The 25,726-nt window shown below is 62.5% G+C and carries 21 protein-coding genes and 1 pseudogene; 16 read left to right on the forward strand and 6 right to left on the reverse strand.

The genetic code is table 11. The features are described 5' to 3' along the window. The first annotated feature begins 163 nt into the window (after window positions 1-163). From REH34_RS10205 to REH34_RS10250, 10 genes are all read left to right on the forward strand, one after another. On the forward strand, window positions 164-2,725 hold the full coding sequence (locus REH34_RS10205) for a TonB-dependent receptor (RefSeq protein ID WP_311971563.1): 2,562 nt from the start codon (window positions 164-166) through the stop codon (window positions 2,723-2,725). Window positions 2,726-2,877: 152 nt separating this feature from the next. After that, window positions 2,878-3,492 (forward strand): biliverdin-producing heme oxygenase, encoded by a 615-nt coding sequence (locus tag REH34_RS10210; RefSeq protein WP_226503063.1) that lies wholly within the window; start codon window positions 2,878-2,880, stop codon window positions 3,490-3,492. Beyond that, window positions 3,474-3,902, forward strand: coding sequence for a YbaN family protein (locus REH34_RS10215; RefSeq protein WP_311971564.1), 429 nt, complete (start codon window positions 3,474-3,476; stop codon window positions 3,900-3,902). Before REH34_RS10210 ends, REH34_RS10215 begins: the two co-directional genes overlap by 19 nt. A gap of 69 nt (window positions 3,903-3,971) precedes the next feature. Further along, window positions 3,972-4,325: a DUF5064 family protein gene (locus REH34_RS10220; RefSeq protein ID WP_226503061.1), complete on the forward strand. Its 354-nt coding sequence runs from the start codon at window positions 3,972-3,974 to the stop codon at window positions 4,323-4,325. A 198-nt stretch (window positions 4,326-4,523) separates the two neighbouring features. Then, a complete protein-coding gene (locus REH34_RS10225) occupies window positions 4,524-6,032 on the forward strand; it encodes a sigma-54-dependent transcriptional regulator (RefSeq protein ID WP_311971565.1) in 1,509 nt (502 codons plus the stop codon). A 296-nt stretch (window positions 6,033-6,328) separates the two neighbouring features. After that, window positions 6,329-6,706, forward strand: coding sequence for a glycine cleavage system protein GcvH (gene gcvH, locus REH34_RS10230; RefSeq protein ID WP_226503059.1), 378 nt, complete (start codon window positions 6,329-6,331; stop codon window positions 6,704-6,706). Window positions 6,707-6,716: 10 nt separating this feature from the next. Continuing rightward, the gene (gene gcvP, locus REH34_RS10235; RefSeq protein ID WP_311971566.1) at window positions 6,717-9,578 is read left to right on the forward strand and encodes an aminomethyl-transferring glycine dehydrogenase; all 2,862 of its coding nucleotides are present in this window, start codon (window positions 6,717-6,719) and stop codon (window positions 9,576-9,578) included. Window positions 9,579-9,778: 200 nt separating this feature from the next. Continuing rightward, window positions 9,779-10,903: a glycine cleavage system aminomethyltransferase GcvT gene (gene gcvT, locus REH34_RS10240; RefSeq protein WP_311971567.1), complete on the forward strand. Its 1,125-nt coding sequence runs from the start codon at window positions 9,779-9,781 to the stop codon at window positions 10,901-10,903. A gap of 424 nt (window positions 10,904-11,327) precedes the next feature. After that, the gene (locus REH34_RS10245) at window positions 11,328-11,540 is read left to right on the forward strand and encodes a cold-shock protein (RefSeq protein ID WP_226503056.1); all 213 of its coding nucleotides are present in this window, start codon (window positions 11,328-11,330) and stop codon (window positions 11,538-11,540) included. Between the two features lie 218 nt (window positions 11,541-11,758). Further along, a complete protein-coding gene (locus REH34_RS10250; RefSeq protein ID WP_311971568.1) occupies window positions 11,759-12,241 on the forward strand; it encodes an RDD family protein in 483 nt (160 codons plus the stop codon). A gap of 122 nt (window positions 12,242-12,363) precedes the next feature. On the opposite strand, the gene lptG is transcribed toward REH34_RS10250, so the two are convergent. Both lptG and lptF read right to left on the reverse strand, forming a co-directional pair. Continuing rightward, entirely contained in the window at window positions 12,364-13,425 is a 1,062-nt protein-coding gene (gene lptG / locus REH34_RS10255; protein ID WP_311971569.1) for an LPS export ABC transporter permease LptG, read from the reverse strand. Further along, window positions 13,422-14,543 carry an LPS export ABC transporter permease LptF gene (gene lptF, locus REH34_RS10260; protein WP_226503032.1) on the reverse strand — a complete coding sequence of 374 codons (1,122 nt, stop codon included), beginning with the start codon at window positions 14,541-14,543 and terminating at the stop codon, window positions 13,422-13,424. The genes lptG and lptF overlap by 4 nt, the downstream gene beginning before the upstream one ends. Before the next feature lie 403 nt (window positions 14,544-14,946). Here lptF and REH34_RS10265 point away from each other — a divergent pair, with 403 nt between their 5' ends. From REH34_RS10265 to rlmF, 5 genes are all read left to right on the forward strand, one after another. Next, window positions 14,947-16,431, forward strand: a complete 1,485-nt coding sequence (locus REH34_RS10265) for a leucyl aminopeptidase (RefSeq protein WP_226503031.1) — start codon at window positions 14,947-14,949, stop codon at window positions 16,429-16,431. A 112-nt stretch (window positions 16,432-16,543) separates the two neighbouring features. Beyond that, window positions 16,544-16,972, forward strand: coding sequence for a DNA polymerase III subunit chi (locus tag REH34_RS10270; protein ID WP_311971571.1), 429 nt, complete (start codon window positions 16,544-16,546; stop codon window positions 16,970-16,972). Window positions 16,973-16,979: 7 nt separating this feature from the next. Then, the gene (locus tag REH34_RS10275) at window positions 16,980-17,378 is read left to right on the forward strand and encodes a DNA polymerase III subunit chi (RefSeq protein WP_226503029.1); all 399 of its coding nucleotides are present in this window, start codon (window positions 16,980-16,982) and stop codon (window positions 17,376-17,378) included. 205 nt (window positions 17,379-17,583) lie between these two features. Next, a complete protein-coding gene (locus tag REH34_RS10280) occupies window positions 17,584-20,430 on the forward strand; it encodes a valine--tRNA ligase (protein ID WP_311971572.1) in 2,847 nt (948 codons plus the stop codon). Window positions 20,431-20,526: 96 nt separating this feature from the next. Continuing rightward, a complete protein-coding gene (rlmF, locus tag REH34_RS10285; RefSeq protein WP_311971573.1) occupies window positions 20,527-21,441 on the forward strand; it encodes a 23S rRNA (adenine(1618)-N(6))-methyltransferase RlmF in 915 nt (304 codons plus the stop codon). Between the two features lie 335 nt (window positions 21,442-21,776). On the opposite strand, the gene REH34_RS10290 is transcribed toward rlmF, so the two are convergent. Continuing rightward, complete coding sequence (locus tag REH34_RS10290; RefSeq protein ID WP_226503026.1) at window positions 21,777-22,058, reverse strand: HU family DNA-binding protein; 282 nt, start codon at window positions 22,056-22,058, stop codon at window positions 21,777-21,779. Between the two features lie 429 nt (window positions 22,059-22,487). Between REH34_RS10290 and yejK the strand changes: the two genes are divergently transcribed. Further along, a complete protein-coding gene (gene yejK, locus REH34_RS10295; RefSeq protein WP_311971574.1) occupies window positions 22,488-23,495 on the forward strand; it encodes a nucleoid-associated protein YejK in 1,008 nt (335 codons plus the stop codon). A 127-nt stretch (window positions 23,496-23,622) separates the two neighbouring features. Here yejK and REH34_RS10300 read toward each other — a convergent pair whose 3' ends face one another. From REH34_RS10300 to REH34_RS10310, 3 genes and pseudogenes are all read right to left on the reverse strand, one after another. Further along, entirely contained in the window at window positions 23,623-24,558 is a 936-nt protein-coding gene (locus tag REH34_RS10300; RefSeq protein ID WP_311971575.1) for a glutathione S-transferase family protein, read from the reverse strand. 215 nt (window positions 24,559-24,773) lie between these two features. Further along, a pseudogene (locus REH34_RS10305) lies at window positions 24,774-25,058 on the reverse strand (GIY-YIG nuclease family protein); the annotation flags it as partial. Between the two features lie 13 nt (window positions 25,059-25,071). Further along, window positions 25,072-25,548 carry a nuclear transport factor 2 family protein gene (locus REH34_RS10310; RefSeq protein WP_226503023.1) on the reverse strand — a complete coding sequence of 159 codons (477 nt, stop codon included), beginning with the start codon at window positions 25,546-25,548 and terminating at the stop codon, window positions 25,072-25,074. Window positions 25,549-25,726: the final 178 nt, after the last annotated feature.

Raw genomic sequence — 25,726 nt, forward strand, 5'->3', positions numbered from 1 at the left:
CCGCGCCTGTGCTGGCCCGCGAGGACTCATCAGCACCACTGCACAACTCCAGTCACGCCAATTATTTTTACGCAATCGTTTCCCTGGCACGTCTAGTCTTAGTCAATGCAATTGATTCCCATTCGAATCATTCACTATTACCCGTGCCAGGGAACACTTTTTCATGCCATCAGGTTCGTACCACCGCGCTCACACGCTGTCCGTCCTTACCGTCGCCCTGCTCTGCGCCGGCATCGCGCTGCCCGTCATCGCTGCCGATGCTGATTCGGCTGTGCGCCGGCAGGTCGGTACCTACTCGTTCGCCATCGCCCAGCAGCCCTTGGTCGCCGCGCTGAACAATTTCAGCCAGGTCACCGGCTGGCAAGTGGGCTTGCCAGCGGAACTGGCACAGGGGGTCTCCTCACCCGGCGTCAAGGGTGCCTTGACGCCCGACAAGGCGCTCGAACGCCTGCTGCTGGGCACCGGCCTCAGCTATCGCAAGCTGGGTGACACCAACATCGTGCTGGAGCGCAGCCGCAGCTCGGCCCTGGCGTTGCAGGAGATCACGGTGAGTGCGACGCGTCAGGCTGAGGACGTCAGCAAGGTGCCCGCCACCGTCACCGTGCACACCCGCGAGGCGCTGGACCGCCAGAACGTCAACGACATTCGCGACCTGGTGCGCTATGAGCCGGGCGTTTCGGTCGGAGGCGCAGGCAACCGCGCGGGTACCACCGGCTACAACATCCGCGGCATCGATGGCAACCGCATCCTCACTCAGGTGGACGGCGTCGAAGTTCCCGACAGCTTTTTCAACGGCCCTTACGCTCAGACCGAGCGCAACTATGTCGATCCGGAAATCATCAAGCGCGTGGAGATCCTGCGCGGCCCCGCCTCGGTGTTATACGGCAGCAGCGCCATTGGCGGCGCGGTCAGCTACTTCACCCTCGACCCCGAGGACATCATCAAGCCGGGCCAGAACTACGGCGCACGCCTGAAGACCGGCTACAGCTCCAAGGATGACAGCTGGTTGAAGTCCGGCACATTTGCCGGGCGCAGCGGTGACTTCGATGGGCTTTTGCATTTCAGCCAGCGCGATGGCCATGAGACCGAGTCCTATGGCGAACATGGCGGCACCGGCCTGAACCGGACCGAGGCGAACCCTGAAGACGCGCGCAAGACCAACGTGCTGGCCAAGGTGGGCTGGAACTACGCCGATGAAAGCCGGCTGGCGTTCACTTACGAGAAGTACGAGAGTGATGTGGATACCAACCAGTTGAGTGCCGTGGGCGGGCCGTTCCAGGCCAACGGAACCGGCCTGGGCATGTACCGCACTCGACAGGGCAGCGACACGATCAGTCGCGAACGCTTTGGCGTCACTCACGACTTCGCCTTGGATTCCGCCGTGGCTGACCACATCAAATGGAGCTTCAACTACCAGTTGGCCAAGACCGATCAGCGCACCGAGGAAATCTATTTCCCATTCGCCTACACCCTGCTGCGTACCCGCGACACGGTTTACCAGGAGCGCCAATGGGTCCTCGACGCCCAGGCTGACAAGGCCTTGCGCATCGGCGACAGCGACCATCTGCTGACCTACGGCACTCATTTCAAGCGTCAGAAAGTCACTGGCTCCCGCAGCGGGACCGCCACCTGCCTGACTGCAACAGGAGCGTGCCGCGCCGTGGGCGTCGGCGGCTCATTGGCGACCTCGGCGCTCGCCAAGGTCAGCGACTTCCCGGATCCAATCGTTGATACCTACGCGCTGTTCGCTCAGGACCAGATCAGCTGGAACCAGTGGACCTTCACTCCGGGTCTGCGCTACAGCTACACCAGCCTCAAGCCACATGGGACCGATGCCTTCCTGGCATCGGTGGCAGCCGATCCCGACGACGTCTTCGACGACTCGACCAGAAACTGGCACAAGTTCACACCCAGCTTCGGCGTGACCTACGCGTTCGACGAGCATTACACCTGGTATGGCCAGTACGCCGAAGGCTTCCGCACACCCTCGGCAAAGTCCTTGTATGGCCGCTTTGAAAACACGGCGACCGGCTACATCGTCAAACCCAACCCGGGGCTCAAGCCGGAAGAAAGCCGCAGCTATGAAACCGGCTTGCGGGGCAGCTTCGACGCTGGCTCGTTCGACCTGGCAGTGTTCTATAACCAGTACAAAAACTTCATCGACGAAGACAATGTCACCAACGGCGCCGAAGAGCTGACGTTCCAGGCGAACAACGTCAAGCACGCAGTCATCAAAGGGGCCGAGTTGAAGGGCCGCCTCGACCTCGACCGCTTCGGCGCACCACAAGGCCTGTACGCCAGAGGTTCGATGGCCTATCTGTGGGGGGAAAATCAGGACACGGGCGAGCCACTGAACACCGTCAATCCGTTCACCACGGTGATGGGCCTGGGCTACAGCCAGCCCAAATACGGCGGCGAGCTGGCCTGGACGCTGGTCAAGCGCAAAACCCGCGTCGACGACAGCACGTTCTACGCTCCGGATGGCGCCAACAAATTCCATTCACCAGGTTACGGCGTGGTCGATCTGACCGGCTTTTACAAGCTCACCTCGGATCTGACTGTGAGTGGCGGGATCTATAACCTTGCCAACAAGAAATACTGGCAGTGGGACGATGTCCGTGGCTACGACGGCGTCGGTGAAGCCGGCGTACTGGCCCCCGCCAATATCGAGCGCCTCAGCGAACCCGGCCGCAACTTCGCAATCAATCTGGTCTGGGACCTCTGATTCGTGGCACTGTACCGCGAGCACCGATGGCTCGCGGTACAGGCTGCCCTCTGCCATGCCAGCCGAAGGCAACATTTCCCGCTATTTTTACCGAGAGCGGCACCTCATTCGTCTGGTTAATACAGCACCGCCATTTTTCCAAGGATTCGACCATGACCGTCATCGAACAGGCCCAAAACGCCACTCCTCTGCGCTCGGCGCGCCTGCGTGCACTGAGTCACAGCCTGCACGACGAGCTCGAGCAGGTCGTCGCCGGCTATGCCCCCTTCGACAGCGTCGAAAGCTACGGCCATTTCGTGCAGATGCAGTACCTGTTCCAGGCCGAACTGCAGCATCTGTACAACGATCCGGCGCTGGTCGCGCTGTTCCCCGACCTGCCCGAGCGCTGTCGCGCCGATGCCGCCAAGGCCGACCTTGCCGATCTTGGCTTGCCAGTGCCGGCACCACTGCCGAGCGCTCTGAACCACCCCAGCCAGGCCACCGCGCTTACCTGGATTCGTGTCTCGGAAGGGTCTAAACTCGGCGCCGCCATCCTGATCAAGCGTGCCAATGCCCTCGGTTTCACCGAAGCGTTCGGTGCCCGTCACTTGGCCGAACCCGAAGGCGGCCGTGCCAAGGGCTGGAAAGCGTTCAACGCGGTGTTCGACGCGCTGGCGTTCAGCGAGGCCGCAGAAGCCGAAGCCGATCAAGCCGCACTCGACGCCTTTTCCCGCCTGCACGTGCTGTTGCAATACACCTACGCCGCCGAATGCAACGTCTCGGCGTGATCAACCTGGACTCCATGGACAACCCTAGGCCGCCCCGCTCCAAGATCGCTCGTGTGCTGTATGGCGTACTGGCCTACACGAGCCTGACCATCGGCCTGATCGCCATCGTCATCCCCGGCTTGCCGACGACCGAGTTCGTCCTGCTGGCGGCCTGGGCCGCGACCCGCAGCTCGCCAGCGCTGAGTGCGTGGCTAGAGAACCATCGACTGTTCGGTCCGATCATCACCAACTGGCGCGACGGCAAGATCATCACGCGCAAGGCCAAGGTCAGCGCGACCGTGAGCATGCTGATCTGCAGCGTGGTGATGTGGCTGACCCTCAAGCACCTGTGGTTCCTCTATGCGGCCATTGGCGGCATGGTGTTGGTCAATCTGTGGATCTGGTCGCGGCCCGAAGAACCCCGCAGCTGATCGCCGTGCTGAACCACAGCCTTCGGCAAGGGTCTATCCTGCACGCATCAGCCCAGGAGAACCCTTCCCATGTTCGAACCCGGTCATCTGCACCTCCAGCACGCCAAGCTGCTTCCTGACGAAGTCGGCTATGACATCCACCTCAAGTACGAAGTGCGCACCGACGCCGAGCGCGGCGCGCTGATGCACTTCGACATCAGCGGCCAGATCGACGGCAAGGGGTTCGAAGACCAATTCGACCTGCCTCAGGACATGGCCTGCAATTTCGCCAGCAATGCCGAACGCATCGCCCACAAACACGGGCTGCCCAAGGCCAAGGTGCTGCCGATAGCGGTGCACAAGCAATACGACGCGATGTTCGAGGATGTGCGCAGCAAACTGGGTCGACATTCGGGTGATCCGGTGAATACCGAGCGTGTCTGAGAGTAGCGTCGCTGCGGCCAGTCTCTTCGCCAGCAAGCGTTGCTCCCACAGTGCAAATAGATCCTGTGACGGGTGGGAGCAAGGCTGCGAAGGGGCAGTGCGGTTTGCATAATGCCCTGTTGAATCACAGCTATTTTCCAATACTCACCCCGCCAAGGCATACTGCCCGTCCCTGCTGTCCAGAATCTCTGCTAGCCCATGCGCATCCACGTCAGCTTCATCGACCGAGTCGGTATCACCCAGGAAGTACTGGCGTTACTTGGGGCTCGCAACCTCAACCTGGATGCCGTGGAGATGGTCCCGCCGAATGTCTATATCGACGCGCCAACCCTGAGCCCCCAAGTGCTCGAGGAGCTTCACCATGCCCTGCTCAGCGTGCGCGGTGTGCAGGCGGTGACGGTGGTCGATATGCTGCCTGGCCAGCGTCGTCACCTGCAACTCGAAGCCCTGCTGGCGGCCATGGCCGATCCGGTATTGGCGCTGGACAGCGCCGGGCGCGTGCTGCTGGCCAATCCGGCGTTGATCGCGCTCTATGGCCGCGACCCGCGCGATGAATTCCTCGGCCAGTTGCTGGGCGACGATGAACTGCTGGCTATCCTGATCGAGCAAGGCTTTCGGCTGCCGCTGCGCGAAGTGCTGATCAATGGCCAGACGCTGCTGCTCGATGCCACGCCGATCACCGACGCTGGCGCTTTGGTGACCCTCTACCCACCTAATCGCATGGGCGAACGCCTAGCCGCGCTGCACCATGATCATGCCGAAGGCTTCGACTCGCTGCTGGGCGAATCACCGCCCATCCGTACCCTCAAGACCCGCGCGCTGCGCGTGGCGGCCCTTGATGCGCCATTGCTGATCCAAGGCGAAACCGGTACCGGCAAGGAACTGGTCGCCCGCGGCTGCCATGCCATCAGCGCGCGCCACAGCGCGCCGTTCCTGGCGCTCAACTGCGCGGCGCTGCCGGAAAATCTCGCCGAGAGCGAGCTGTTCGGCTATGCACCCGGCGCCTTTACCGGCGCTCAGCGGGGCGGCAAGCCGGGGCTGATGGAGCTGGCCAACCAGGGCACGGTGTTTCTCGACGAGATCGGCGAAATGTCGCCCTACCTGCAAGCCAAGCTCCTGCGCTTCCTCAATGACGGCAGCTTTCGGCGAGTCGGCGGCGACCGCGAGGTCAAGGTCGACGTGCGCATCCTCAGCGCCACCCATCGCAACCTGCAAAAGATGGTCGCCGAAGGCACCTTTCGCGAAGACCTCTACTACCGCCTCAACGTGCTGTCACTGGAGGTACCGCCGCTGCGTGAACGCGGTCAGGACATCCTGATGCTGGCGCGCTATTTCATGCAGCAGGCTTGCACCCAGATCCAGCGGCCGCTGTGCCGCCTGGCGCCGGGCACCTATCCCGCGCTACTGGGCAACCGCTGGCCGGGCAACGTGCGTCAGTTGCAAAACGTCATCTTCCGCGCGGCAGCCATCTGCGAGAGCACCTTGGTGGACATCGGCGACCTGGACATCGCCGGCACCTCGGTCGCGCGTCAGAGCGATATCGAGATCGACAGCCTGGAGCAGGCCGTGGAAGGCTTCGAGAAAGCGCTGCTGGAGAAGCTCTACGTCAACTACCCCTCCACTCGGCAGTTGGCGGCGCGATTGCAGACTTCCCATACGGCGATTGCGCATCGGTTGCGCAAGTACGGGCTTTACAAGGATGCCTAGTGCGGCATCCGGCCCGGAACGAATTCGTTACATCGTATCGAAATCATTCCAACAGCCTCACAAGGCCCGCCGGTAAGGCGCTGAATAGTCGCCAGTTTATAAATTCCCTCCTACCGTATCGATTTCGTTCCAGCCTGCTTTGCTCTGTCAGTCGCCAAAACGCCCCCGACACCGCTGTTTCCGACACCCGCACCCACTTGGCAACAAACTTGCAAACAATGCTCCCAGATCAGCCCGAGCACGCCCGGGCCACCTTTGCATTGGCCAGCCCATAGCGCTGCCCCTGAGGAGTTTGAATGAGCGAGTTGCGTTTTACCGTGGAGCACGAATGGCTGCGTCTGGAAGCCGATGGCAGCGTCACCGTCGGCATTACCGCCTTCGCCCAGAACGCCTTGGGCGACGTGGTTTTCGTGCAGCTCCCGGACCTGGCCAGTTATAGCCAGCACGCCGAAGTCTCGGTGGTGGAATCGGTCAAGGCCGCCAGCAGCATCAACATGCCCCTGGACGGCGAAGTGGTCGAGGTCAACAGCGCCCTGGATGCCACCCCGGAGCTGGTCAACGACGCGCCGCTGGGCGATGGCTGGTTCTTCCGTTTCGTACCGGCCGACGCCGGTCAACTCGATACGCTGCTCGATCAGCTAGCCTATGACAACTTGATCAGCGCCCAAGGCTAAGGAATCCGTCATGACCCTGCGCACGCCTCTGAACACCGCCAACGAATTCATCGCCCGTCACATCGGCCCGCGCGCCGAGGACGAACAGGCCATGCTCGCCACCCTCGGATTCGATTCGTTGCAGGCCTTGAGCGCCAGCGTGATCCCGGAATCGATCAAGGGCACCAGCGTGCTGGAGCTGTCCGAAGGCCAGAGCGAGGCTCAAGCCCTTGCCGCTATCAAGGCCATCGCCGGCCACAACCAACTGTTCAAGACCTACATCGGCCAGGGCTACTACAACTGCCACACGCCGGCGCCGATCTTGCGCAACCTGCTGGAAAACCCAGCCTGGTACACCGCCTACACGCCTTACCAGCCGGAGATTTCCCAAGGCCGTCTCGAAGCGCTGCTCAACTTCCAGACCCTGATCAGCGACCTCAGCGGCCTGCCGATCTCCAACGCGTCCCTGCTCGACGAAGCCACCGCCGCCGCAGAAGCCATGACCTTCTGCAAGCGCTTGAGCAAAAACAAACAGGGCCGTGCGTTCTTCGCTTCGCAGCATTGCCACCCGCAAACGCTGGACGTGCTGCGTACCCGCGCCGAACCCTTGGGTATCGAAGTGGTGGTGGCCGACGAACAGCAACTCGGTGATCTGAGCGACTACTTCGGCGCCCTGCTGCAGTACCCTGCCACCAATGGCGACGTGTACGACTACGCCGCCCTGATCCAGCGCTTTCACGACGCCAACGCGCTGGTCGCCGTGGCGGCCGATCTGCTGGCCCTGACCTTGCTGACTCCGCCCGGCGAATTCGGTGCCGACGTGGCCCTGGGCAGCGCCCAGCGTTTCGGCGTGCCGTTGGGCTTTGGTGGCCCGCACGCCGCCTACTTCGCCACCCGCGACGCGTTCAAGCGCGACATGCCCGGGCGCCTGGTGGGGGTGTCCATCGACCGCCACGGCAAGACCGCCCTGCGCCTGGCCATGCAGACCCGCGAGCAGCACATCCGCCGCGAAAAGGCCACCAGCAACATCTGCACCGCCCAGGTGTTGCTGGCCAACATCGCCAGCACCTACGCCGTGTATCACGGCCCGGCAGGCCTGCAGCAGATCGCCCGCCGCGTCCACGGCTTGACCGCAGTGCTGGCCCAGGGCCTGAGCGCGCTGGGCGTGCACGCCGAGCAGGAATACTTCTTCGATACCCTGACTTTCGCCACCACCGATGCCACTGCCGCGCTGCACGCAAAAGCCACCGCGGCCGGCATCAATCTGCGGATCATCGACGCGGCTCGTCTGGGCCTGTCGCTGGACGAAACCACCACCCAGGCCGATGTCCAGGCGCTGTGGCAGGTGTTCGCCGACGGCCAGGGGCTACCTGACTTCGACGCGCTGGCGCAGAGCTACAGTGATCGCCTGCCTGCCGCGCTGGTGCGCCAGTCGGCCATCCTCAGCCATGAAGTGTTCAACCGCTACCATTCCGAAACCGAGCTGATGCGCTACCTGCGCCGCCTGGCCGACAAGGACCTGGCGCTGGACCGCACCATGATCCCGCTGGGTTCGTGCACCATGAAGCTCAATGCCGCCAGCGAGATGATCCCGATCACCTGGCCGGAGTTCGGTAGCCTGCACCCGTTCGCTCCCGCCGAACAAAGCCAGGGCTACCAGATGCTCACCGACGAGCTGGAGGCCATGCTCTGCGCCGCCACCGGCTATGACGCTGTGTCGCTACAGCCCAACGCCGGCTCACAAGGCGAGTACGCCGGCTTGCTGGCCATTCGTGCCTACCACATGAGCCGCGGCGACGAGCGCCGTGACGTGTGCCTGATCCCGTCATCGGCCCACGGTACCAACCCCGCTACCGCCAACATGGCCGGGATGCGTGTGGTGGTCACCGCGTGTGACGCCCGTGGCAACGTCGATATCGAAGACTTGCGCGCCAAGGCCGTGCAGCACCGCGACCAGCTCGCCGCACTGATGATCACCTACCCGTCGACCCACGGCGTGTTCGAAGAAGGCATCCGCGAGATCTGCGCCATCGTGCATGATAACGGCGGCCAGGTGTACATCGACGGCGCCAACATGAACGCTATGGTCGGCCTGTGCGCACCCGGCAAGTTCGGTGGCGACGTGTCGCACCTCAACTTGCACAAGACCTTCTGCATCCCCCACGGCGGTGGCGGCCCGGGCGTCGGCCCGATCGGCGTCAAGTCACACCTGGCGCCGTTCCTGCCCGGCCATGCGAGCATGGCACGCAAGGAAGGCGCGGTGTGCGCGGCGCCATTCGGCAGCGCCAGCATCCTGCCGATCACCTGGATGTACATCCGCATGATGGGCGGCGCCGGCCTTCAGCGCGCTTCGCAGCTGGCGATCCTCAACGCCAACTACATCGCCCGCCGGCTGGAGACCCACTACCCAGTGCTGTACAGCGGCAGCAACGGCCTGGTGGCCCACGAATGCATCCTCGATCTGCGGCCGTTGAAGGACAGCAGCGGCATCAGCGTCGATGACGTCGCCAAGCGCCTGATCGACTTCGGCTTCCACGCCCCGACCATGTCGTTCCCGGTGGCCGGCACCTTGATGATCGAGCCGACCGAAAGCGAATCCCGCGCCGAGCTGGATCGCTTCTGCGACGCCATGATCTGCATCCGTGAAGAGATCCGCGCAGTGGAAAACGGCAGCCTCGACAGCGAAGACAACCCGTTGAAGAACGCGCCGCACACCGCCGAGGAAATCGTCGGCGAGTGGACCCACCCCTACAGCCGCGAACAGGCCGTGTACCCATTGCGCTCGCTGGTGCAGAGCAAATACTGGCCGCCGGTGGGCCGCGTCGACAACGTCTTCGGTGACCGCAATCTGGTGTGCGCCTGCCCTTCGATCGAGGCGTATCAAGAGGCATAACTTCACGCACATTCCCTTGTGGGAATTCTACGGTTTTGGGCAGGCAGCACCGGCCTCTTCGCGGGCAAGCCTTGCTCCTACAGGTGTACGACTCGCGCTGTAGGAGCAAGGCTTGCCCGCGAAGAGGCCGGGACCGCTGGCGCGAAACCATAGAATTCTCACCGAGCGCGGGCCTGCCCAATTTTCAAGGAACCATCTCCATGTCCACCGAATCCCTGCAACACACTCCCCTGCACGCCTTGCACCTCGAACTGGGCGCGCGCATGGTGCCGTTCGCCGGTTATGACATGCCCGTGCAATACCCGCTGGGCGTCATGAAAGAACACCTGCACAGCCGCGAACAAGCTGGCCTGTTCGACGTCTCGCACATGGGCCAGATCCGCCTGACCGGCGCCAACGCCGCCAAGGCCCTCGAAGCGCTGGTACCGGTGGACATCATCGACCTGCCCGTGGGCATGCAGCGCTATGCGATGTTCACCAATCCTCAGGGTGGCATCCTCGATGACCTGATGGTCGCCAACCTGGGTGACGACCAGCTGTTTCTGGTGGTCAACGCCGCCTGCAAGGACCAAGACCTGGCCCATCTGCGCGCGCATCTGGGCGATCAGTGCACCGTCGAGCCACTGTTTGAACAGCGCGCCCTGCTGGCGCTGCAGGGCCCGGCCGCCGTTACCGTGCTGGCGCGCCTGGCCCCTGGCGTGGCGACCATGACCTTCATGCAGTTCGCTGCCGTCAGCATCGATGGCAGCGACTGCTACGTCAGTCGCTCCGGTTACACCGGTGAAGATGGCTTCGAGATCTCCGTACCCGCCGAACGCGCCGAAGCCCTGGCCCGCCGCCTGCTGGCCGAGCCGGAGGTCGCCGCGATCGGCCTCGGCGCTCGTGACTCGCTGCGCCTGGAGGCCGGACTGTGCCTGTATGGCCATGACATGAACAGCGAAACCACGCCCATCGAAGCCAGCCTGTTGTGGGCCATTTCCAAGGCCCGCCGCAGCGACGGTGCGCGGGCGGGAGGCTTCCCGGGTGCCGAAGTGATCTTCGCCCAACAGCGCGATGGCATCGCCCGCAAGCGCGTAGGTCTGCTGCCGCAAGAGCGTACGCCAGTGCGTGAAGGCGCCGAGGTGGTAGATGCCGAGGGCAAGGTAGTGGGCAGTGTGTGCAGCGGCGGCTTTGGTCCGACCTTGGGCGCGCCGGTGGCCATGGCCTATGTCGATACAGCTCACAGTGCGCTGGACGGCGACTTGTGGGCCGTGGTGCGCGGCAAGCGCGTCGCGGTCAAGGTCAGCAAGATGCCCTTCGTTGTTCAGCGTTATTACCGCGGCTAGGCACTTCGCAGGTGGGCGACCTCGCCGGTCGTGCACCCTGCTTGCGGACCAGACAACCTTCGCCTCAAAAACTTTTATTCGCACTAACAAGGGCTTAGAGGAACTGTCTCGATTCAATATCGAAACTCACTGTACGGAATCGAAAAAGACCGAACAGCGGCTAATGGCGAGAGGTAATTAACCGCGAATAAAAAGGTGCTGAAAAGCGCTAAAAGCACGGTCTGGCAGGCTTGTTTTTGTCACAGGAGTTGTCGTAGAGTCTAGCGACTGTGTTTGCATGGGTCTCTATAGTACGTGGCCTGGGCAGTAGCTCTGAGCATTGCTACAACCCCCGTTCGACGGCGCTAAACTTTCCCGCAACCAGCCAAGTACTCTTTCATTTGGAAGAAGCTGTCACTAATTCTGTTTCAAGGGAAATAAAGCTATGTCGACTCGTCAGAGCGGTACCGTCAAGTGGTTTAACGACGAAAAGGGTTTTGGTTTTATCACTCCAGAGAGCGGTCCGGATCTGTTCGTACATTTCCGCGCAATCCAGGGTAACGGCTTCAAGAGCCTGAAAGAAGGCCAGAAAGTGAGCTTCGTTGCAGTGCAAGGCCAAAAAGGCATGCAGGCTGACGAAGTTCAAGCCGAAGACTGATTCGCGCGTGACGAAAAAGCCCTCGCCGGTAATGGCGGGGGTTTTTTTATGCCTTCGAGTTTTGCATCAAGGCAACTGGCCCTGTCGCGGGCAAGCCTTGCTCCCACCGTATCCACCGTGCCTGAGTTGTACGCCTGTTGGGGCAAGAGTGCGCGTTCGGCGGCGAAGCTTTTGAGCTAAAGTAGCCGTCCCACATTGCTACTGCCCGGGCATCCCGCTTGACTCAACGACTATCCCCCGCAGGCCCCTTCCCCGCCGCCGGCCTCAGCCGCCGCCTGGCCGCCATAGCCTACGACCTGCTGCTGTGCATCGCCCTGCTGATGGTCACCACCCTGCTGTACAAACTGGCGTCCATGGCTATCTTCGGCGAAGCGCGCCTGCGGCAATTATCGGACGCCGGCGCGCTCGATGGCGACCCGCTGCTGTCGACGCTGCTGGTGTTCGTACTGTTCGGTTTTTTTGCCACGTTCTGGACCCGCGCCGGGCAGACGCTGGGCATGCAGGTATGGGGGATCAGAGTGCAGAATCCAGACGGCAGCGCCATCAACCTGTGGCAAGCGCTATTGCGCTTCGTGATCGCGATAGCTTCTTGGCTATGCCTGGGGCTGGGTTTTATCTGGGTGGTGATCGACCGACAAAAGCGCAGCTGGCACGACATCTACTCGGCATCGCAGATCGTGCGGTTGCCGCGTAGAGGTTAAACGCAAGGGCCTCTTCGCGGGTGAGCCTTGCGTTCACAAGCACCCGCCTAAGGAATGACTTGCACTGTGGGAGCAAAGCTTGCTCGCGAAAGTTTTATCGGCCGCGCCCGCAGCCGATGGGATCAACCCGCCCTGCGCATGAACCACAGACCCGCAAGCGCACACACGGTGGCCGGTGCCAGCACCGCCAGCAGTGGCGGGAAGCCGAACACCAGGCTCGACGGCCCGAGCAGATCCTGCACGATACGGAAGGTGAAACCCACCAGCACACCGGTGAATACCCGCTGGCCCAAGGTCACCGAGCGCAGCGGCCCGAAGATAAAGGAAATGGCCATCAACACCAGCGCCGCCGTCACCAGCGGTTGGGTGACCTTGGTCCAGAACGCCAGCCAATACTGACCATTGTTCAAGCCCTGATCGGCGAGGTAGTGGATGTAGCGCCACATGCCAGTAATCGACAGCGAGTCAGGCGTGAGGATGACCGTCGCCAGCAACTGCGGGGTCAGCGACACGTCCCAACGCTCTTCGGGCGCGGATTTGATCTCGGTGTGATCACCCATGAAGTGGGTAGTAGTGACGTCGCTCAACATCCAGTGATCTTTTGCGTACTGAGCCTTGCGCGCAAAACTGGCAGTCTGCATATGGCGCTCTGCATCGATGTGATAACGGGTCACACCGTACAGCAGGCCATTGGGTTGCACGGCGTTGATGTGGATATAGTCCTCACCCTCGCGATGCCACAAGCCGTACTTGCCGGTCTGCGCCTGATCGCCACCCTGCTCCAAGGCGCGGTTGGCCTGCGCCTGGCTCTCGGTAACCGGAGCCACGTATTCACCGATCAGCACGCCTATCACCATCAGCAGCAGCATGGGTTTCATCACCGCCCAGATGATACGGCCGATGGACACCCCGGCCGCACGCATGATGGTCAGCTCACTGCTGCTGGCCAAGCTGCCCAGGCCGATCAAGCAGCCAATCAGCGCGGCCATCGGCAGCATGTCGTACAGGCGCCGCGGCGCCGTGAGGCCCACATAGCTGAGGGCGTTGAGCAAGGTGTAGCTATCGCTGACGTCCTTGATTTCGTCGATCAGCGAGAACAGCGAGGCCAGACCAAGAATGATGCCCAGTACCGCCAGGATGGCGAACAGCACACTCTTGCCGATGTAGCGATCGAGCTTTTTCATCGTGCCACACCCCGTACGGCTTTCTGGCTGGCGCGGCGCAGCTTCATCGGCTCCCAGAGCATAAGGCCGGCGCCGATGGCGAGGAAGATCGCGTGCACCCACCACAGCCCCAGCGCGGCCGGCAGGCGGCCTTTTTCAAGGGCGCCACGGGCGGCGATCAGGATGGTGAGGTAAGCCATATACAGAAGAATCGCCGGCAGCAGTTTGAGGAAGCGACCCTGGCGCGGGTTGACCCGCGACAGCGGTACCGCCATCAGGGTCACGATGAATACCAGCAACGGCAGCGACAGACGCCATTGCAGCTCGGCGCGCGAGCGCGGGTCATCGGTACTGGCCAAAAGCTGCGAGGTCGGAATCGATTCGCGCTCTGACAAGTCTTCGGCGATATCCGGCTTGGGCAGCAAGACTCCGTAGGTGTCGTACTTGACCGCACGGTAGTCGGGCTGGCCCGGCTTGCCATCGTAGCGATAACCGTTTTGCAGGATCAGGTAGCGGCTGCCGTCGGGACGCACTTCCTGGCGGCCATTCTCGGCGACCAGCACGGCGATGCCGGGGTCTTTCTTGCCGGCTTGCACGTCATGGCGCTCGGAAATGAACACGCCGCTCAGATTGACGCGATCGTCGGACATCTTCTCGGTGTAGGTAACTCGCGAGCCGTCGCGCAGCATCTGGAAGCGCCCAGGCACCAAGGTGTCGAACTCGGTCATGGAGTCCTGCTGGTCGACCACTTTCATCCACTGTGCCACGCCCTGCGGCGCCAGGCTGAGGCTCAGCCAGGCAACGATGACGAACAATACGGTGGCTGGGCCCATGGTCATGGCCAACAGACGTTGCTGGCTCATCCCGGTGGCGGCCAGCACGGTCATTTCGCTTTCGAGGTACAGGCGGCCGTACGCCAGCAGAATGCCCAGGAACAAGCCCAGCGGCAGGATCAACTGCAAGAAGCCGGGCAAGCGGTAGCCCATGATCAGGAACAGCACGCCCGGGTCGATGATGCCCTGCGCCGCTTGGGCCAGGTACTTGATGAAGCGACCGCTCATGATGATGACCAGCAGCACCGCACTGACGGCGCTCATGGTCACCATGACCTCGCGGGATAGATAACGGAAGACGATCAAACCAGACACTCCAGGGTTGTCAGGCTCAGGCAGCCGAACAATTGAACGCAGCAGTCAAGACAGCGGTGGCCGGCATGCCGGGGCACGCCAACGAAAAAAGTCGGCGCATTATCCTGTGATTGACCTTCCGTGTCACTTGGTGCGCTCAAGGTATCGATTTTTCAGGCGTTCTCGCCCTGTGGGAGCGGGTTCTGCCACCGAAAGCGCCTGGCGCCACACCGCGCTGCGGCCTGCGCGGGCCGGGCCCACTCCCCCAAGAGGCGAGTACCGAGGGTTGTCAGCATCCGTCGCCTAGGGTCAAACTGCATGCTTTGCCGCGATATGCGCATGCGCAGCGCACCCACGGCCGCCGCAGGGCCCAGACCCGGCGCCACACTCGACAGACCAATTAGGGATTCGAAATATGGAACTGGTTGTAAAAAGCGTCAACGCCGACACCCTCAAGACTGCCACCCTGGTCGTGCCGGTCAGCGAAGGCGGCGCCCTGGGCACCGTCGCGCAAAAAATCGACACCTTGACCAACGGCGCTTTGAGCGCAGTGCTCAAACGTGGCGACCTGGCTGGCAAGCCCGGCCAGACGCTGGTGCTGCATGCCCCCAGCGGTGTAAAGGCCGAGCGCATCCTGCTGGTCGGCGTAGGCAAGGAAGAGCTGGGCGACCGGCCGTTTCGCAAGATCGCCAGCAGCATCCTCGGTGTGCTCAAGGGCCTGGGTGGCGGTGACGCCGTGGTGGCCCTCGACGAACTGACCGTCAAAGGCCGCGACGCCTATGGCAAGGCGCGCTTGCTGAGCGAAACCTTGCTGGACGGCGAATACGTATTCGATCGTTTCAAGAGCCAGAAGGCCGAACCCCGCGCCCTGAAGAAAATCACCCTGCTGACCACCAAGGCCAGCCTGCCTGAAGTCGAACGCGCCGTGACTCACGCCAAGGCCATCGCCACCGGCATGAGCTTCACCAAGGACCTGGGCAATCTGCCGCCCAACCTGTGCCACCCGAGCTTCCTGGCTGAAGCCGCGAAGAGCCTGAGCAAGTCGCACAAGAACCTCAAGGTGGTTATCCACGACGAGAAAAAACTCAAGGAACTGGGCATGGGCGCCTTCCTGGCCGTGGCCCAGGGCAGCGACCAGCCTCCGCGCATGATCGAGCTCAGCTACCAGGGCGGGAAAAAGTCCGACAAGCCTTTCGTGCTGGTCGGCAAGGGCATCACCTTCGACACTGGCGGGATCAGCATCAAGCCCGCTGCCGGCATGGATGAAATGAAATACGACATGTGCGGCGCCGCCAGCGTGTTCGGCACCCTGCGTGCCGTGCTCGAGCTGAACCTGCCGATCAACCTCGTGTGCCTGATGGCCTGCGCCGAGAACATGCCGAGCGGCGGCGCCACGCGCCCTGGCGATATCGTCGAGACCATGAGCGGCCAGACCGTCGAAATCCTCAACACCGACGCCGAAGGCCGCCTGGTGCTGTGCGACACCCTCACCTATGCCGAGCGCTTCGCGCCACAGGCGGTGATCGACATCGCCACCCTGACCGGCGCCTGTGTGGTTGCGCTGGGCGCTCACACCTCGGGCCTGATGGGCAACAACGACGAACTGGTCGGCCAACTGCTGACCGCCGGCAAGGCTGCCGACGATCGCGCCTGGCAACTGCCGCTGTTCGACGAATACCAGGAGCAGCTCGACAGCCCGTTCGCCGACATCGCCAACATCGGCGGCCCTAAAGGCGGCACCATCACCGCCGGTTGCTTCCTGTCGCGCTTCGCCAAACAGTACAACTGGGCGCACCTGGATATCGCCGGCACGGCCTGGGTCAGCGGCAAGGACAAAGGGGCCACCGGCCGTCCAGTGCCCCTGCTGACGCAATACCTGCTGGATCGCGCAGCGGTCTGAAGGCTGACACCGCCCCTGTGGAAACGGGCTCTGCGCTCGAAGCTGTCAACGGCTTCGCGGGCAGAGCCTGCTCTCCTACAGAGATCGAGGGTGAGCGCCCGATTGAGTGACCATGACCAAAATCGACTTCTACATACTCCCAAGTCCCTCCCCTGATGCACGCCTGGATTTCGCCTGCAAACTCACGGAAAAAGCCTGGCGCCTTGGCCACCGGGTTTATCTGCAGTGCGCCGACGACGCACAACGCGAAGCGCTGGATGCGCGCCTGTGGAGCTTCAAAGGCGAGAGCTTCGTGCCCCACAGCTTGGTCGAGGACGCCGACGACGCACCGATCGTTCTGGGCCTGAATGACCAGAGCGGCGAGCACAGCGACCTGCTGGTCAACCTTGGCCTGAGCATACCGACCGACTTCGCGCGCTTTGCCCGCGTTACCGAGATCGTGGTCGAAGACCCGGCGATTCGCCAGGCCGCCAGGGAGAGTTTCCGTTTGTACCGGGAGAAGGGCTATCCTTTGCAAGATCACCGCTTGACGCGACTTTGAGCCGACGATGGACAAACCATACAACTTGCCACAATCCGCGCACCTGCTGGACGACCTCGAGTCGATCCGTCAATTGCTCGGCGATGACGACCTGCAACCGCCGCTGCTGACTGAAACGGTCAAACATGACGACGAACAGATCCCGCTGCTGTTCGAACTGGCTGACGAGCGCCCTGGCGCCGCCCAGTCCATCCCCGAGCCTGTTGCACCACCTGCCGCCGCGCCGCTGGCCGACGACTTGCAGCACGAGCGCAACCGCCAGGACACCTTGCTGCATCTGGACGCCGAACTGCGTGCTGCGGCGCAAATGATCATGCAAGACGTGATCGACGACTTCGCCCCGCACATAGAAGCCGAAGTCAAACGCCGCCTCGAAGCGCGTCTGGAGCGTTTGCTGGGTAACTGAGCCGTATCAGCGACCTCAGGTGCCTCTTCGCGGGCAAGCCTCGCTCCCACAGGAGCCTACTCACGCAGTGGGGGCAAGGCTGCGCGTTCGGCGGCGAAGGCGGCCGCAAGCTCGCCCTCCCTTCAAGCCCTGCTCCCACACGGCCAGCCATTGGCGTTATACTTGTCGGCTTTCCTGAATTAATGCCTATAGGGTCCCGCCGCGCATGGATAAGACCTACCAGCCGCACGCCATCGAAACTTCCTGGTACCAGACCTGGGAGTCCGAGAACTACTTTGCCCCGCAAGGCGCGGGCGAGTCCTACACCATCATGATCCCGCCGCCGAACGTCACCGGCAGCCTGCACATGGGCCACGGCTTCAACAACGCGATCATGGACGCGCTGATCCGTTTCCGCCGCATGCAGGGGCGCGACACCCTCTGGCAGCCGGGCACCGACCACGCCGGTATCGCCACCCAGATGCTGGTAGAACGTCAGCTCGAGGCACAGGGCCAGAGTCGCCATGACCTGGGCCGCGAGAAATTCCTCGACAAGATCTGGGAGTGGAAGGACCAGTCCGGCGGCAACATCAGCCGTCAGATCCGCCGCCTCGGCTCGTCGGTGGACTGGAGCCGCGAGCGCTTCACCATGGATGACGGCCTGTCGGAAGCGGTCAAGGAAGCCTTCGTGCGCCTGCACGAAGACGGCCTGATCTACCGCGGCAAGCGCCTGGTCAACTGGGACACCAAGCTGCACACCGCCATCTCCGACCTCGAAGTGGAAAACCACGACGAGAAAGGTTTCTTGTGGAACCTCAAGTATCCGCTGGCCGACGGCGCCAAAACCGCTGAAGGCAACGACTACCTGATCGTCGCCACCACCCGACCGGAAACCATGCTCGGCGACGCCGCCGTGGCCGTGAACCCCAACGACGAACGCTACCAGGCGCTGATCGGCAAGTTCATCGAGCTACCGCTGGTGGGCCGCCGCATCCCGATCATCGCCGATGACTACTGTGACCCGGCGTTCGGCACCGGCTGCGTGAAGATCACCCCGGCCCACGACTTCAACGACTACGAAGTCGGCAAGCGCCACAACCTGCCGCTGCTCAACATCTTCGACAAGAATGCCGCCGTGCTGCCGGCCTGCCAGGTGTTCAATCTGGACGGCAAGCTCAACGAGAGCATCGTCGGCAACATCCCCGCGCAATACGTCGGGCTGGACCGTTTTGAAGCGCGCAAGCAGATCGTCGCCGCCTTCGACGAACTGGGCCTGTTGGTCAGCGTCGACGACCACGGCCTCAAGGTGCCCAAGGGCGACCGCTCCGGCACCATCATCGAGCCATGGTTGACCGACCAGTGGTACGTGTCCACCAAGCCGCTGGCCGAACCTGCCATCGCCGCCGTGGAAGATGGCCGCATCGAATTCGTGCCCAAGCAGTACGAAAACATGTACTTCTCGTGGATGCGCGACATCCAGGACTGGTGCATCAGCCGCCAGCTCTGGTGGGGCCACCGGATTCCGGCCTGGTACGACGAATCGGGCAAAGTCTACGTCGGCCGCAGCGAGGCCGAAGTGCGCGCCAAGCACGGCCTGGGCGATGACCTGGTACTCAACCAGGACAACGACGTGCTCGACACCTGGTTCAGCTCGGGGCTGTGGACCTTCTCCACCCTCGGCTGGCCGGAGCAGACCGAATTCCTGAAAAAGTACCACTCCACCGACGTGCTGGTGACGGGCTTCGACATCATTTTCTTCTGGGTCGCCCGGATGATCATGCTGACGATGCACCTGATCAAGAACGAAGACGGCACCCCGCAGGTACCGTTCAAGACCGTCTATGTGCATGGTCTGGTGCGCGATGGCCAGGGCCAGAAGATGTCCAAGTCCAAAGGCAACGTGCTTGACCCACTGGACATCATCGACGGCATCGAGCTCGAAGCCCTGGTGGAAAAGCGCACCTCGGGGATGATGCAGCCCAAGCTGGCGAAGAAGATCGAGAAGCAGACCCGCGACGAGTTCGCCGAGGGCATCGCCAGCTACGGCACCGACGCCCTGCGCTTCACGTTCTGCTCGCTGGCCTCAACTGGCCGCGACATCAAGTTCGACATGGGCCGCGTCGAAGGCTATCGCAACTTCTGCAACAAGATCTGGAACGCCGCTCGCTACGTGCTCGACAAAGGCGAGGATTGCGGCCAGAACGGTGAGGCCTACGAGCTGTCGCTGGCTGATCGCTGGATCATCTCGCAGCTGCAACGCACCGAAGCTGAAGTGACCCGCCAACTGGATCAATTCCGCTTCGACCTGGCCTCCCAGGCGCTGTACGAGTTTATCTGGAACCAATACTGCGACTGGTACCTGGAGCTGTCCAAGCCGGTGCTGTGGGACGAGAACGCGCCGGTCGAACGCCAGCGCGGCACCCGTCGCACCCTGGTGCGCGTGCTTGAGGTGGCGCTGCGCCTGGCGCATCCGTTCATGCCGTTCATCACCGAGGAAATCTGGCAGCGCCTGGCGCCGCTGGCCGGTGCCGAGGGCAAGACCATCATGCTGCAGCCGTGGCCCGTGGCCAACGAGTCGCGTATCGATGCAGCCGCCGAAGATGACATCGAATGGCTCAAGGGCCTGATGCTGGGTACTCGCAATATTCGTGGCGAAATGAACATCGGCCCAGGCAAGCCGCTGCAGATTTTCGTCAAGAACGCCAGCAGCGAAGACCAGCGCCGCCTGCTCGAGAATGAAGCCTTGCTGAAGAAGCTGGCCAAGCTCGAGTCGATCACCGTGCTGGACGCCGGCGCCGAAGCGCCATTGAGCGCCACCGCACTGGTGGGCGAGATGGAAGTGCTGGTGCCGATGGCCGGACTGATCGACAAGGACGCCGAACTGGCGCGCCTGGACAAGGAAATCCAGCGTCTGCAGGGCGAAGTCCAGCGCGTCGGCGGCAAGCTGTCGAACGCGGCCTTCGTCGACAAGGCGCCGCCTGCGGTCATCGACAAAGAACGCGCCAAGCTGGCCGAAGCCGAACAGGCGCTGGGCAAACTGGCCGAGCAGCACGCGCGGATCAGTAGCTTGTAATTACATCTGGAGGGCCCTTTCGCGGGCACGCCTTGCTCCCACAGGAAGGAGCAAGGCTTGCCCGCGAAGAGGTCCACCCAGACACCGGACCTCTCCATGACTGCCCCTCCCGCCAAACCCACCCTGCACCCGCGCAACCGCCACCAGGGCCGCTACGACTTCCCCAAACTGATCAAAAGCAGCCCCGAGCTGGCGGCGTTCATGATCATCAATCCCTATGGCAAGGAAAGCATCGACTTCGCCAACCCGGCGGCGGTCAAGGTGTTCAACCGCGCCCTGCTGCGGGCACTGTATGGCATCCAGCACTGGGACATTCCCGAAGGCTACCTGTGCCCGCCGATTCCCGGCCGGGCCGACTATCTGCACTGCCTGGCGGATCTGTTGGCCGCTGAACAAGGCGGCGAAATCCCGCGCGGCAATGCCGTGCGCGTGCTGGATATCGGCGTGGGCGCGAACGTGATCTATCCGCTGCTGGGCTACAGCGATTACCGCTGGCAGTTTGTCGGCTCCGATATCGACGCTGTGGCGCTGGCCTCAGCCAAGGCGATCGTCAAGGCCAACGGCCTGGAAAAAGCCATCAGCCTGCGCCAGGCCGACCCCAGGCATATCCTCAAGGGCCTTATCCAGCCTGACGAACGCTTTGACCTGACGATGTGCAATCCGCCCTTCCACGCCTCCCTGGCCGAGGCTACCAAAGGCAGCGAACGCAAGTGGCGGGCGCTGGGCAAGGCCGATCCGAAGCGCAAACTGCCGGTGCTTAATTTTGGCGGGCAGAACAACGAGCTGTGGTGCGAGGGCGGCGAGATTCGCTTTACCAGCCAACTGGTGACCGAGAGCGCGGCGTTCGGCCAACAAGTGCGCTGGTTCAGCACGCTGGTGTCGAAGGCCACCAACCTGCCGGGCATTCAAGCGGCGTTGAAAAAAGTCGGGGCGGTGAACAGCAAAGTCGTCGAGATGGGTCAGGGGCAGAAGCAGAGCCGGTTTATCGCCTGGACGTTTCAGACGAAGTGATTTGCCAGTCTTGCCGGCCTCTTCGCGGGCAAGCCTCGCTCCCACAGGGTTTTGCCGATCCAGAGTCGTACGCCTGTGGGAGCAAGGGTGGCTCCCACAGGGTTTTGCCGATCCAGAGTCGTGCGCCTGTGGGAGCAAGGGTGGCTCCCACAGGGTTTTGCCGATCCAGAGTCGTACGCCTGTGGAGCAAGGGTGGTCCCACAGGGTTTTGCCGATCCAGAGTCGTGCGCCTGTGGGAGCAAGGCTTGCCCGCGAAGCTTTTGATCTTTTCACCAGACCATAAAAAACCGCGCCGGGGTCACCCCACGGCGCGGTCTCTGAAAGCCTGTTTACAATTACTTGTTAACAGAGTCGGTCAGCACTTTGGCTGGCACGAACTTGACGACTTTCTTGGCAGCGATTTCGATGGCAGCGCCAGTCGAAGGGTTGCGGCCAGTGCGAGCTGGACGCTCGGTGATTTTCAGTTTGCCGATACCAGGCAGAGTGATCTCGCTGCCATTTTCCAACTGATCAGCAACGATTTGGCCCAGTTGCTCGAGAGCATTGCGCGCGGTGGTTTTAGGCGCGTCGATGGCTTCAGCAATGTCGGCGATCAGTTGGTCTTTGGTTAATGCCATGGTGGTGTTCCTTCCCTATCAAATTCATTTGGATTGCAGTGTGCAATGTCGGTCGTCGGACCAGACCCGGCAGGGGCCTGGCAAGGGTATTGATGCCACGCCAATCGCAACTGTAGATACGCAAATCGGCGTTTGGTTCGACCTGACAGCAGTTAGCTGCGAGTGATGCGCGCCGCTCAGTCGATGTTCGATACCGAACAGGGCGCAAGACCGGGCAAAACTAGCACAGCAACGGATAAATATCCGCCACTGATGGCGCAAATAGTCAGGTTTATTGATCATTTGGCCAAAAAACATCCAAAAGTGTCGCTCCGGGCCCTATTCCGGGCTGTCATGGACCGTCCCGCCCCCCATTGCGCTACACTTGGCGACTTTGCAGCGAGCGCCCGCCCCGCTACGCTGGCACCCTTTTCATCAGCCGAGAAGCCTATGCCGATCCGTCATTGCATCGTCCACCTGATCGACAAGAAACCCGACGGCAGCCCCGCTGTGCTCCATGCCCGCGACACCGAGCTGCAGGCCTCGCAAGCCATCGAGCACATGCTCGCCGATCTTAACGAAAGCTATAACGCCAAGCAGGGCAAGGCCTGGGGATTTTTCCACGCTGAATCCGGCGCGCATCCATTCAGCGGCTGGCTCAAGGAATACCTCGACAGCGACAAGGACTTCACCGGGTTCACCCGCACCGCCGTCGAGCACCTGCAAAAACTGATGGAGGAATCCAACCTCTCCACCGGCGGCCACGTGGTCTTTGCCCACTACCAGCAAGGCATGACCGACTACCTGGCCATCGCCCTGCTGCACCACAGTGAAGGCGTTGCCGTGAACGACGCGCTCGACGTCACCCCTTCGCGGCACCTGGACCTGGGGCAACTGCACCTGGCGGCACGGGTCAATCTGTCCGAATGGCAGAACAACAAGCAGTCCAAGCAGTACATCTCGTTCATCAAAGGCAAGAACGGCAAAAAGGTGTCGGAGTACTTCCGCGACTTCATCGGCTGCCAGGAAGGCGTCGACGGGCCAGGCGAAACCCGCACCCTGCTCAAGGCCTTCAGCGATTTCGTCGAGAGCGAGGACCTGCCCGAGGAAGACGCCCGAGAGAAAACCCAGGCCCTGGTGGATTACGCCAGCAGCCAATCGAAAATGGGCGAACCGATGGCCCTGGAAGAGCTTTCCGGGCTGATCGACGAGGAGCGTCCGCGGGCCTTCTACGATCACATCCGCAACAAGGACTACGGGCTGTCCCCGGAGATCCCGGCAGACAAGCGTACGCTCAATCAGTTTCGGCGCTTCACCGGCCGTGCAGAGGGGCTGTCGATCAGTTTCGAAGCGCACCTGCTGGGCTCCAAGATCGAATATGACGAGGAAGCCGGCACGCTGATCATCAAGGGGCTGCCGACGCAGTTGACCGATCAGCTCAAGCGGCGCAAAGACTGACATAAGCGGCGGCCTGACTGCCGTCTTCGCGAGCAAGCTTTGCTCCCACAGTGTTAACCGCTCCTGAGCCCTACACCTGTGGGAGCAAGGCTTGCCCGCGAAGAGGCCGGATCAAGCGACGCAGATTTCAGCGCTTCTCGACGCGAAAGCCCAGCCGCGGAAAGTGCACATGCACCGTGCCAACGCGATCATCCTGGCGCTTGAGGATAAATTCCTCACCGCCCGCATACACCAGTTCCCCTTCCACCCCATCGACACCGTAATCAACCGCCGCGATCGTCACCAGATCGCCAGCCTGCAAGCCGTTAGGGTCATCGAACGGCTCGGCAGGCAATGGCGCCGGCGTCGCGTCCCGCGCGATATCCAGGGCCTGCTCGGCGCTCAGCTCGCTCGATGCGCCATGCCCGAAGCCCTGAACCCGCGCGAACCAGGCGCTCACGGCCGGATAGGCGTCGACCAGCGGTGCGGTGACCGGGGTGCCCTTGAGGAACCAGCACAGGTGCGCCATGGAGAAGTCCGCGATGCTCGGCTCGCCGAACAAGTAGTCGCCGGCCTCGCGCTGTAACTGCTGCTCCAAGCGCGCCATGATCACCGGCCACTGCTGCTTGGCCTGTTCCACGGCGACGCGCACCGCCGTGCCGCCGGAAAACAGCTTCATGCGGTCCTCGATAAACGCCTGCCGGGCTTCAGGCGAGAAGCGCGCAAACCGCAGTGCCGCCGACTCCGGCTGGAATATCAGGGCCACACAGTTGGCGAACGCGAACGAATCGAGCCAGGCCGAGAAAGTCGCGGTGATCATCTCCTGACCTACCGGGAACAGCGCGGGCTGGGCCTTTTCCTGCTCCAGGCGGCGGGCGATGAGCGCCGTGTCGCAGTAGATGTCGGCGCCGACCTGCAGCACCGGCGTCTTGCGATAGCCACCGGTCAACGGCATCAGATCGGGCTTGGGCAGCATCGGCGGGATCACCACCGAACGCCAGGACAAACCCTTGAAGCCGAGCATCAGGCGGGCCTTTTCAGCGAAAGGCGAAGCGGGGTAATGGTGGAGGATGAGCTCTGACATGGGCAGCGGTCCGCTGTTGGAAGTTGTTTCCTCAGCTTACCCGCGTGTGGAGCATCGGCCTACCCATGGGATTGGATACGAGCTCAGTCTGGCGTATTTACCGGCTGTTCCGGCCTCTTCGCGGGCAAGCCTTGCTCCCACAGTGGAACCGGCTCTGGGGTCGTCCCCCTGTGGGAGCTGGGCTTGCCCGCGAAGGGGCCATCGGGATCAATACTGTAGGCCGCCACCAGGGCCTCCTTGGCACTCTTGCGCAGGCGCTTGATCAGCCGCTCCTGGCGCAACGCCTCGCCCTTGTCGGGCCACACTTCGACGTACACCAGCGCCACCGCCGGGCTGGAGGCGAAGAACCGTGCGCCCTTACCAGTTTGATGCTTGGCGAAGCGGCGTTGCGGGTCGTCACTGATGCCGCAATACAGGGCACCGTTGGCCGCGCGTACCAGATACACGGCCCAGGGTTTGGGAGAGGGCGCAGCCAACGCCGCGCAGATCGGATCAGTCATACCGCGAAGGATATCAGAGCGCAGTGCCCGCGCGCCCGGCCTGGAAGCTGCGCAGCCCCTTGAGCGCCTGCTGGTTGACCTTGCGGTGCAACATCGGCGTCCAACCCAGCAACAGCCCCGGGGTTCCCAGCGCCTGACGCGACCAGCGCCAGAAGTCGAACTGATCGTGATGCTCGCTGATCTTGCCGTCGCGAAACACGAAGCGCGCCTGGATATCGTTGACCACCGTGCGGCCGGTCTGGCTGAACAGGTACGTCGCCACCCAATGGGCCGCGCCCGCGCGCTCATCGCCGCGGACCTGATCGAAGCTCAAGGAAAACTGCTGGGCGCGGGACGCCAACAGGCGCCACATGTCCCTGGCATCGTCGCCGCGCAAGGTACCGAAAGCCGGATCGCTGAACAGCACATCCTTGCTGTAGCAGGCGCACATGGCCTCGGCATCGAGGCGGCTGAACGCCGTATAGAATTCGCGGATCAGGGCTTCGCTCATCAGGGGTGTCCATTAATTATTGTGCAGGGAGTTTTAGCAGGTGCGGCGCAGGGATTGCCATATTATTTGTGTCGATATCACCGGGCTCTTCGCGGCCGAACACGCAACCTTGCTTGCACAGTGCGAGCAGATCTTGAGTCCTGCACCTGTAGGAGCAAAGCTTGCTCGCGAAGAGGCC

Source organism: Pseudomonas baltica (assembly GCF_031880315.1).
Taxonomy (GTDB): Bacteria; Pseudomonadota; Gammaproteobacteria; order Pseudomonadales; family Pseudomonadaceae; genus Aquipseudomonas.

What these genes read in the sequence shown, in the direction of transcription:
- gcvP (WP_311971566.1), top strand. Translation starts at nt 6,717, where the DNA reads ATGACCCTGCGCACGCCTCTGAACACCGCCAACGAATTCATCGCCCGT.
- yejK (WP_311971574.1), top strand. Translation starts at nt 22,488, where the DNA reads ATGCCGATCCGTCATTGCATCGTCCACCTGATCGACAAGAAACCCGAC.
- REH34_RS10245 (WP_226503056.1), top strand. Translation starts at nt 11,328, where the DNA reads ATGTCGACTCGTCAGAGCGGTACCGTCAAGTGGTTTAACGACGAAAAG.
- REH34_RS10300 (WP_311971575.1), bottom strand. Translation starts at nt 24,558, where the DNA reads ATGTCAGAGCTCATCCTCCACCATTACCCCGCTTCGCCTTTCGCTGAA.
- REH34_RS10210 (WP_226503063.1), top strand. Translation starts at nt 2,878, where the DNA reads ATGACCGTCATCGAACAGGCCCAAAACGCCACTCCTCTGCGCTCGGCG.
- REH34_RS10215 (WP_311971564.1), top strand. Translation starts at nt 3,474, where the DNA reads ATGCAACGTCTCGGCGTGATCAACCTGGACTCCATGGACAACCCTAGG.
- REH34_RS10270 (WP_311971571.1), top strand. Translation starts at nt 16,544, where the DNA reads ATGACCAAAATCGACTTCTACATACTCCCAAGTCCCTCCCCTGATGCA.
- REH34_RS10280 (WP_311971572.1), top strand. Translation starts at nt 17,584, where the DNA reads ATGGATAAGACCTACCAGCCGCACGCCATCGAAACTTCCTGGTACCAG.
- REH34_RS10290 (WP_226503026.1), bottom strand. Translation starts at nt 22,058, where the DNA reads ATGGCATTAACCAAAGACCAACTGATCGCCGACATTGCTGAAGCCATC.
- lptG (WP_311971569.1), bottom strand. Translation starts at nt 13,425, where the DNA reads ATGAAAAAGCTCGATCGCTACATCGGCAAGAGTGTGCTGTTCGCCATC.
- REH34_RS10275 (WP_226503029.1), top strand. Translation starts at nt 16,980, where the DNA reads ATGGACAAACCATACAACTTGCCACAATCCGCGCACCTGCTGGACGAC.
- REH34_RS10310 (WP_226503023.1), bottom strand. Translation starts at nt 25,548, where the DNA reads ATGAGCGAAGCCCTGATCCGCGAATTCTATACGGCGTTCAGCCGCCTC.
- gcvT (WP_311971567.1), top strand. Translation starts at nt 9,779, where the DNA reads ATGTCCACCGAATCCCTGCAACACACTCCCCTGCACGCCTTGCACCTC.
- gcvH (WP_226503059.1), top strand. Translation starts at nt 6,329, where the DNA reads ATGAGCGAGTTGCGTTTTACCGTGGAGCACGAATGGCTGCGTCTGGAA.
- REH34_RS10265 (WP_226503031.1), top strand. Translation starts at nt 14,947, where the DNA reads ATGGAACTGGTTGTAAAAAGCGTCAACGCCGACACCCTCAAGACTGCC.
- REH34_RS10220 (WP_226503061.1), top strand. Translation starts at nt 3,972, where the DNA reads ATGTTCGAACCCGGTCATCTGCACCTCCAGCACGCCAAGCTGCTTCCT.
- REH34_RS10225 (WP_311971565.1), top strand. Translation starts at nt 4,524, where the DNA reads ATGCGCATCCACGTCAGCTTCATCGACCGAGTCGGTATCACCCAGGAA.
- rlmF (WP_311971573.1), top strand. Translation starts at nt 20,527, where the DNA reads ATGACTGCCCCTCCCGCCAAACCCACCCTGCACCCGCGCAACCGCCAC.
- REH34_RS10205 (WP_311971563.1), top strand. Translation starts at nt 164, where the DNA reads ATGCCATCAGGTTCGTACCACCGCGCTCACACGCTGTCCGTCCTTACC.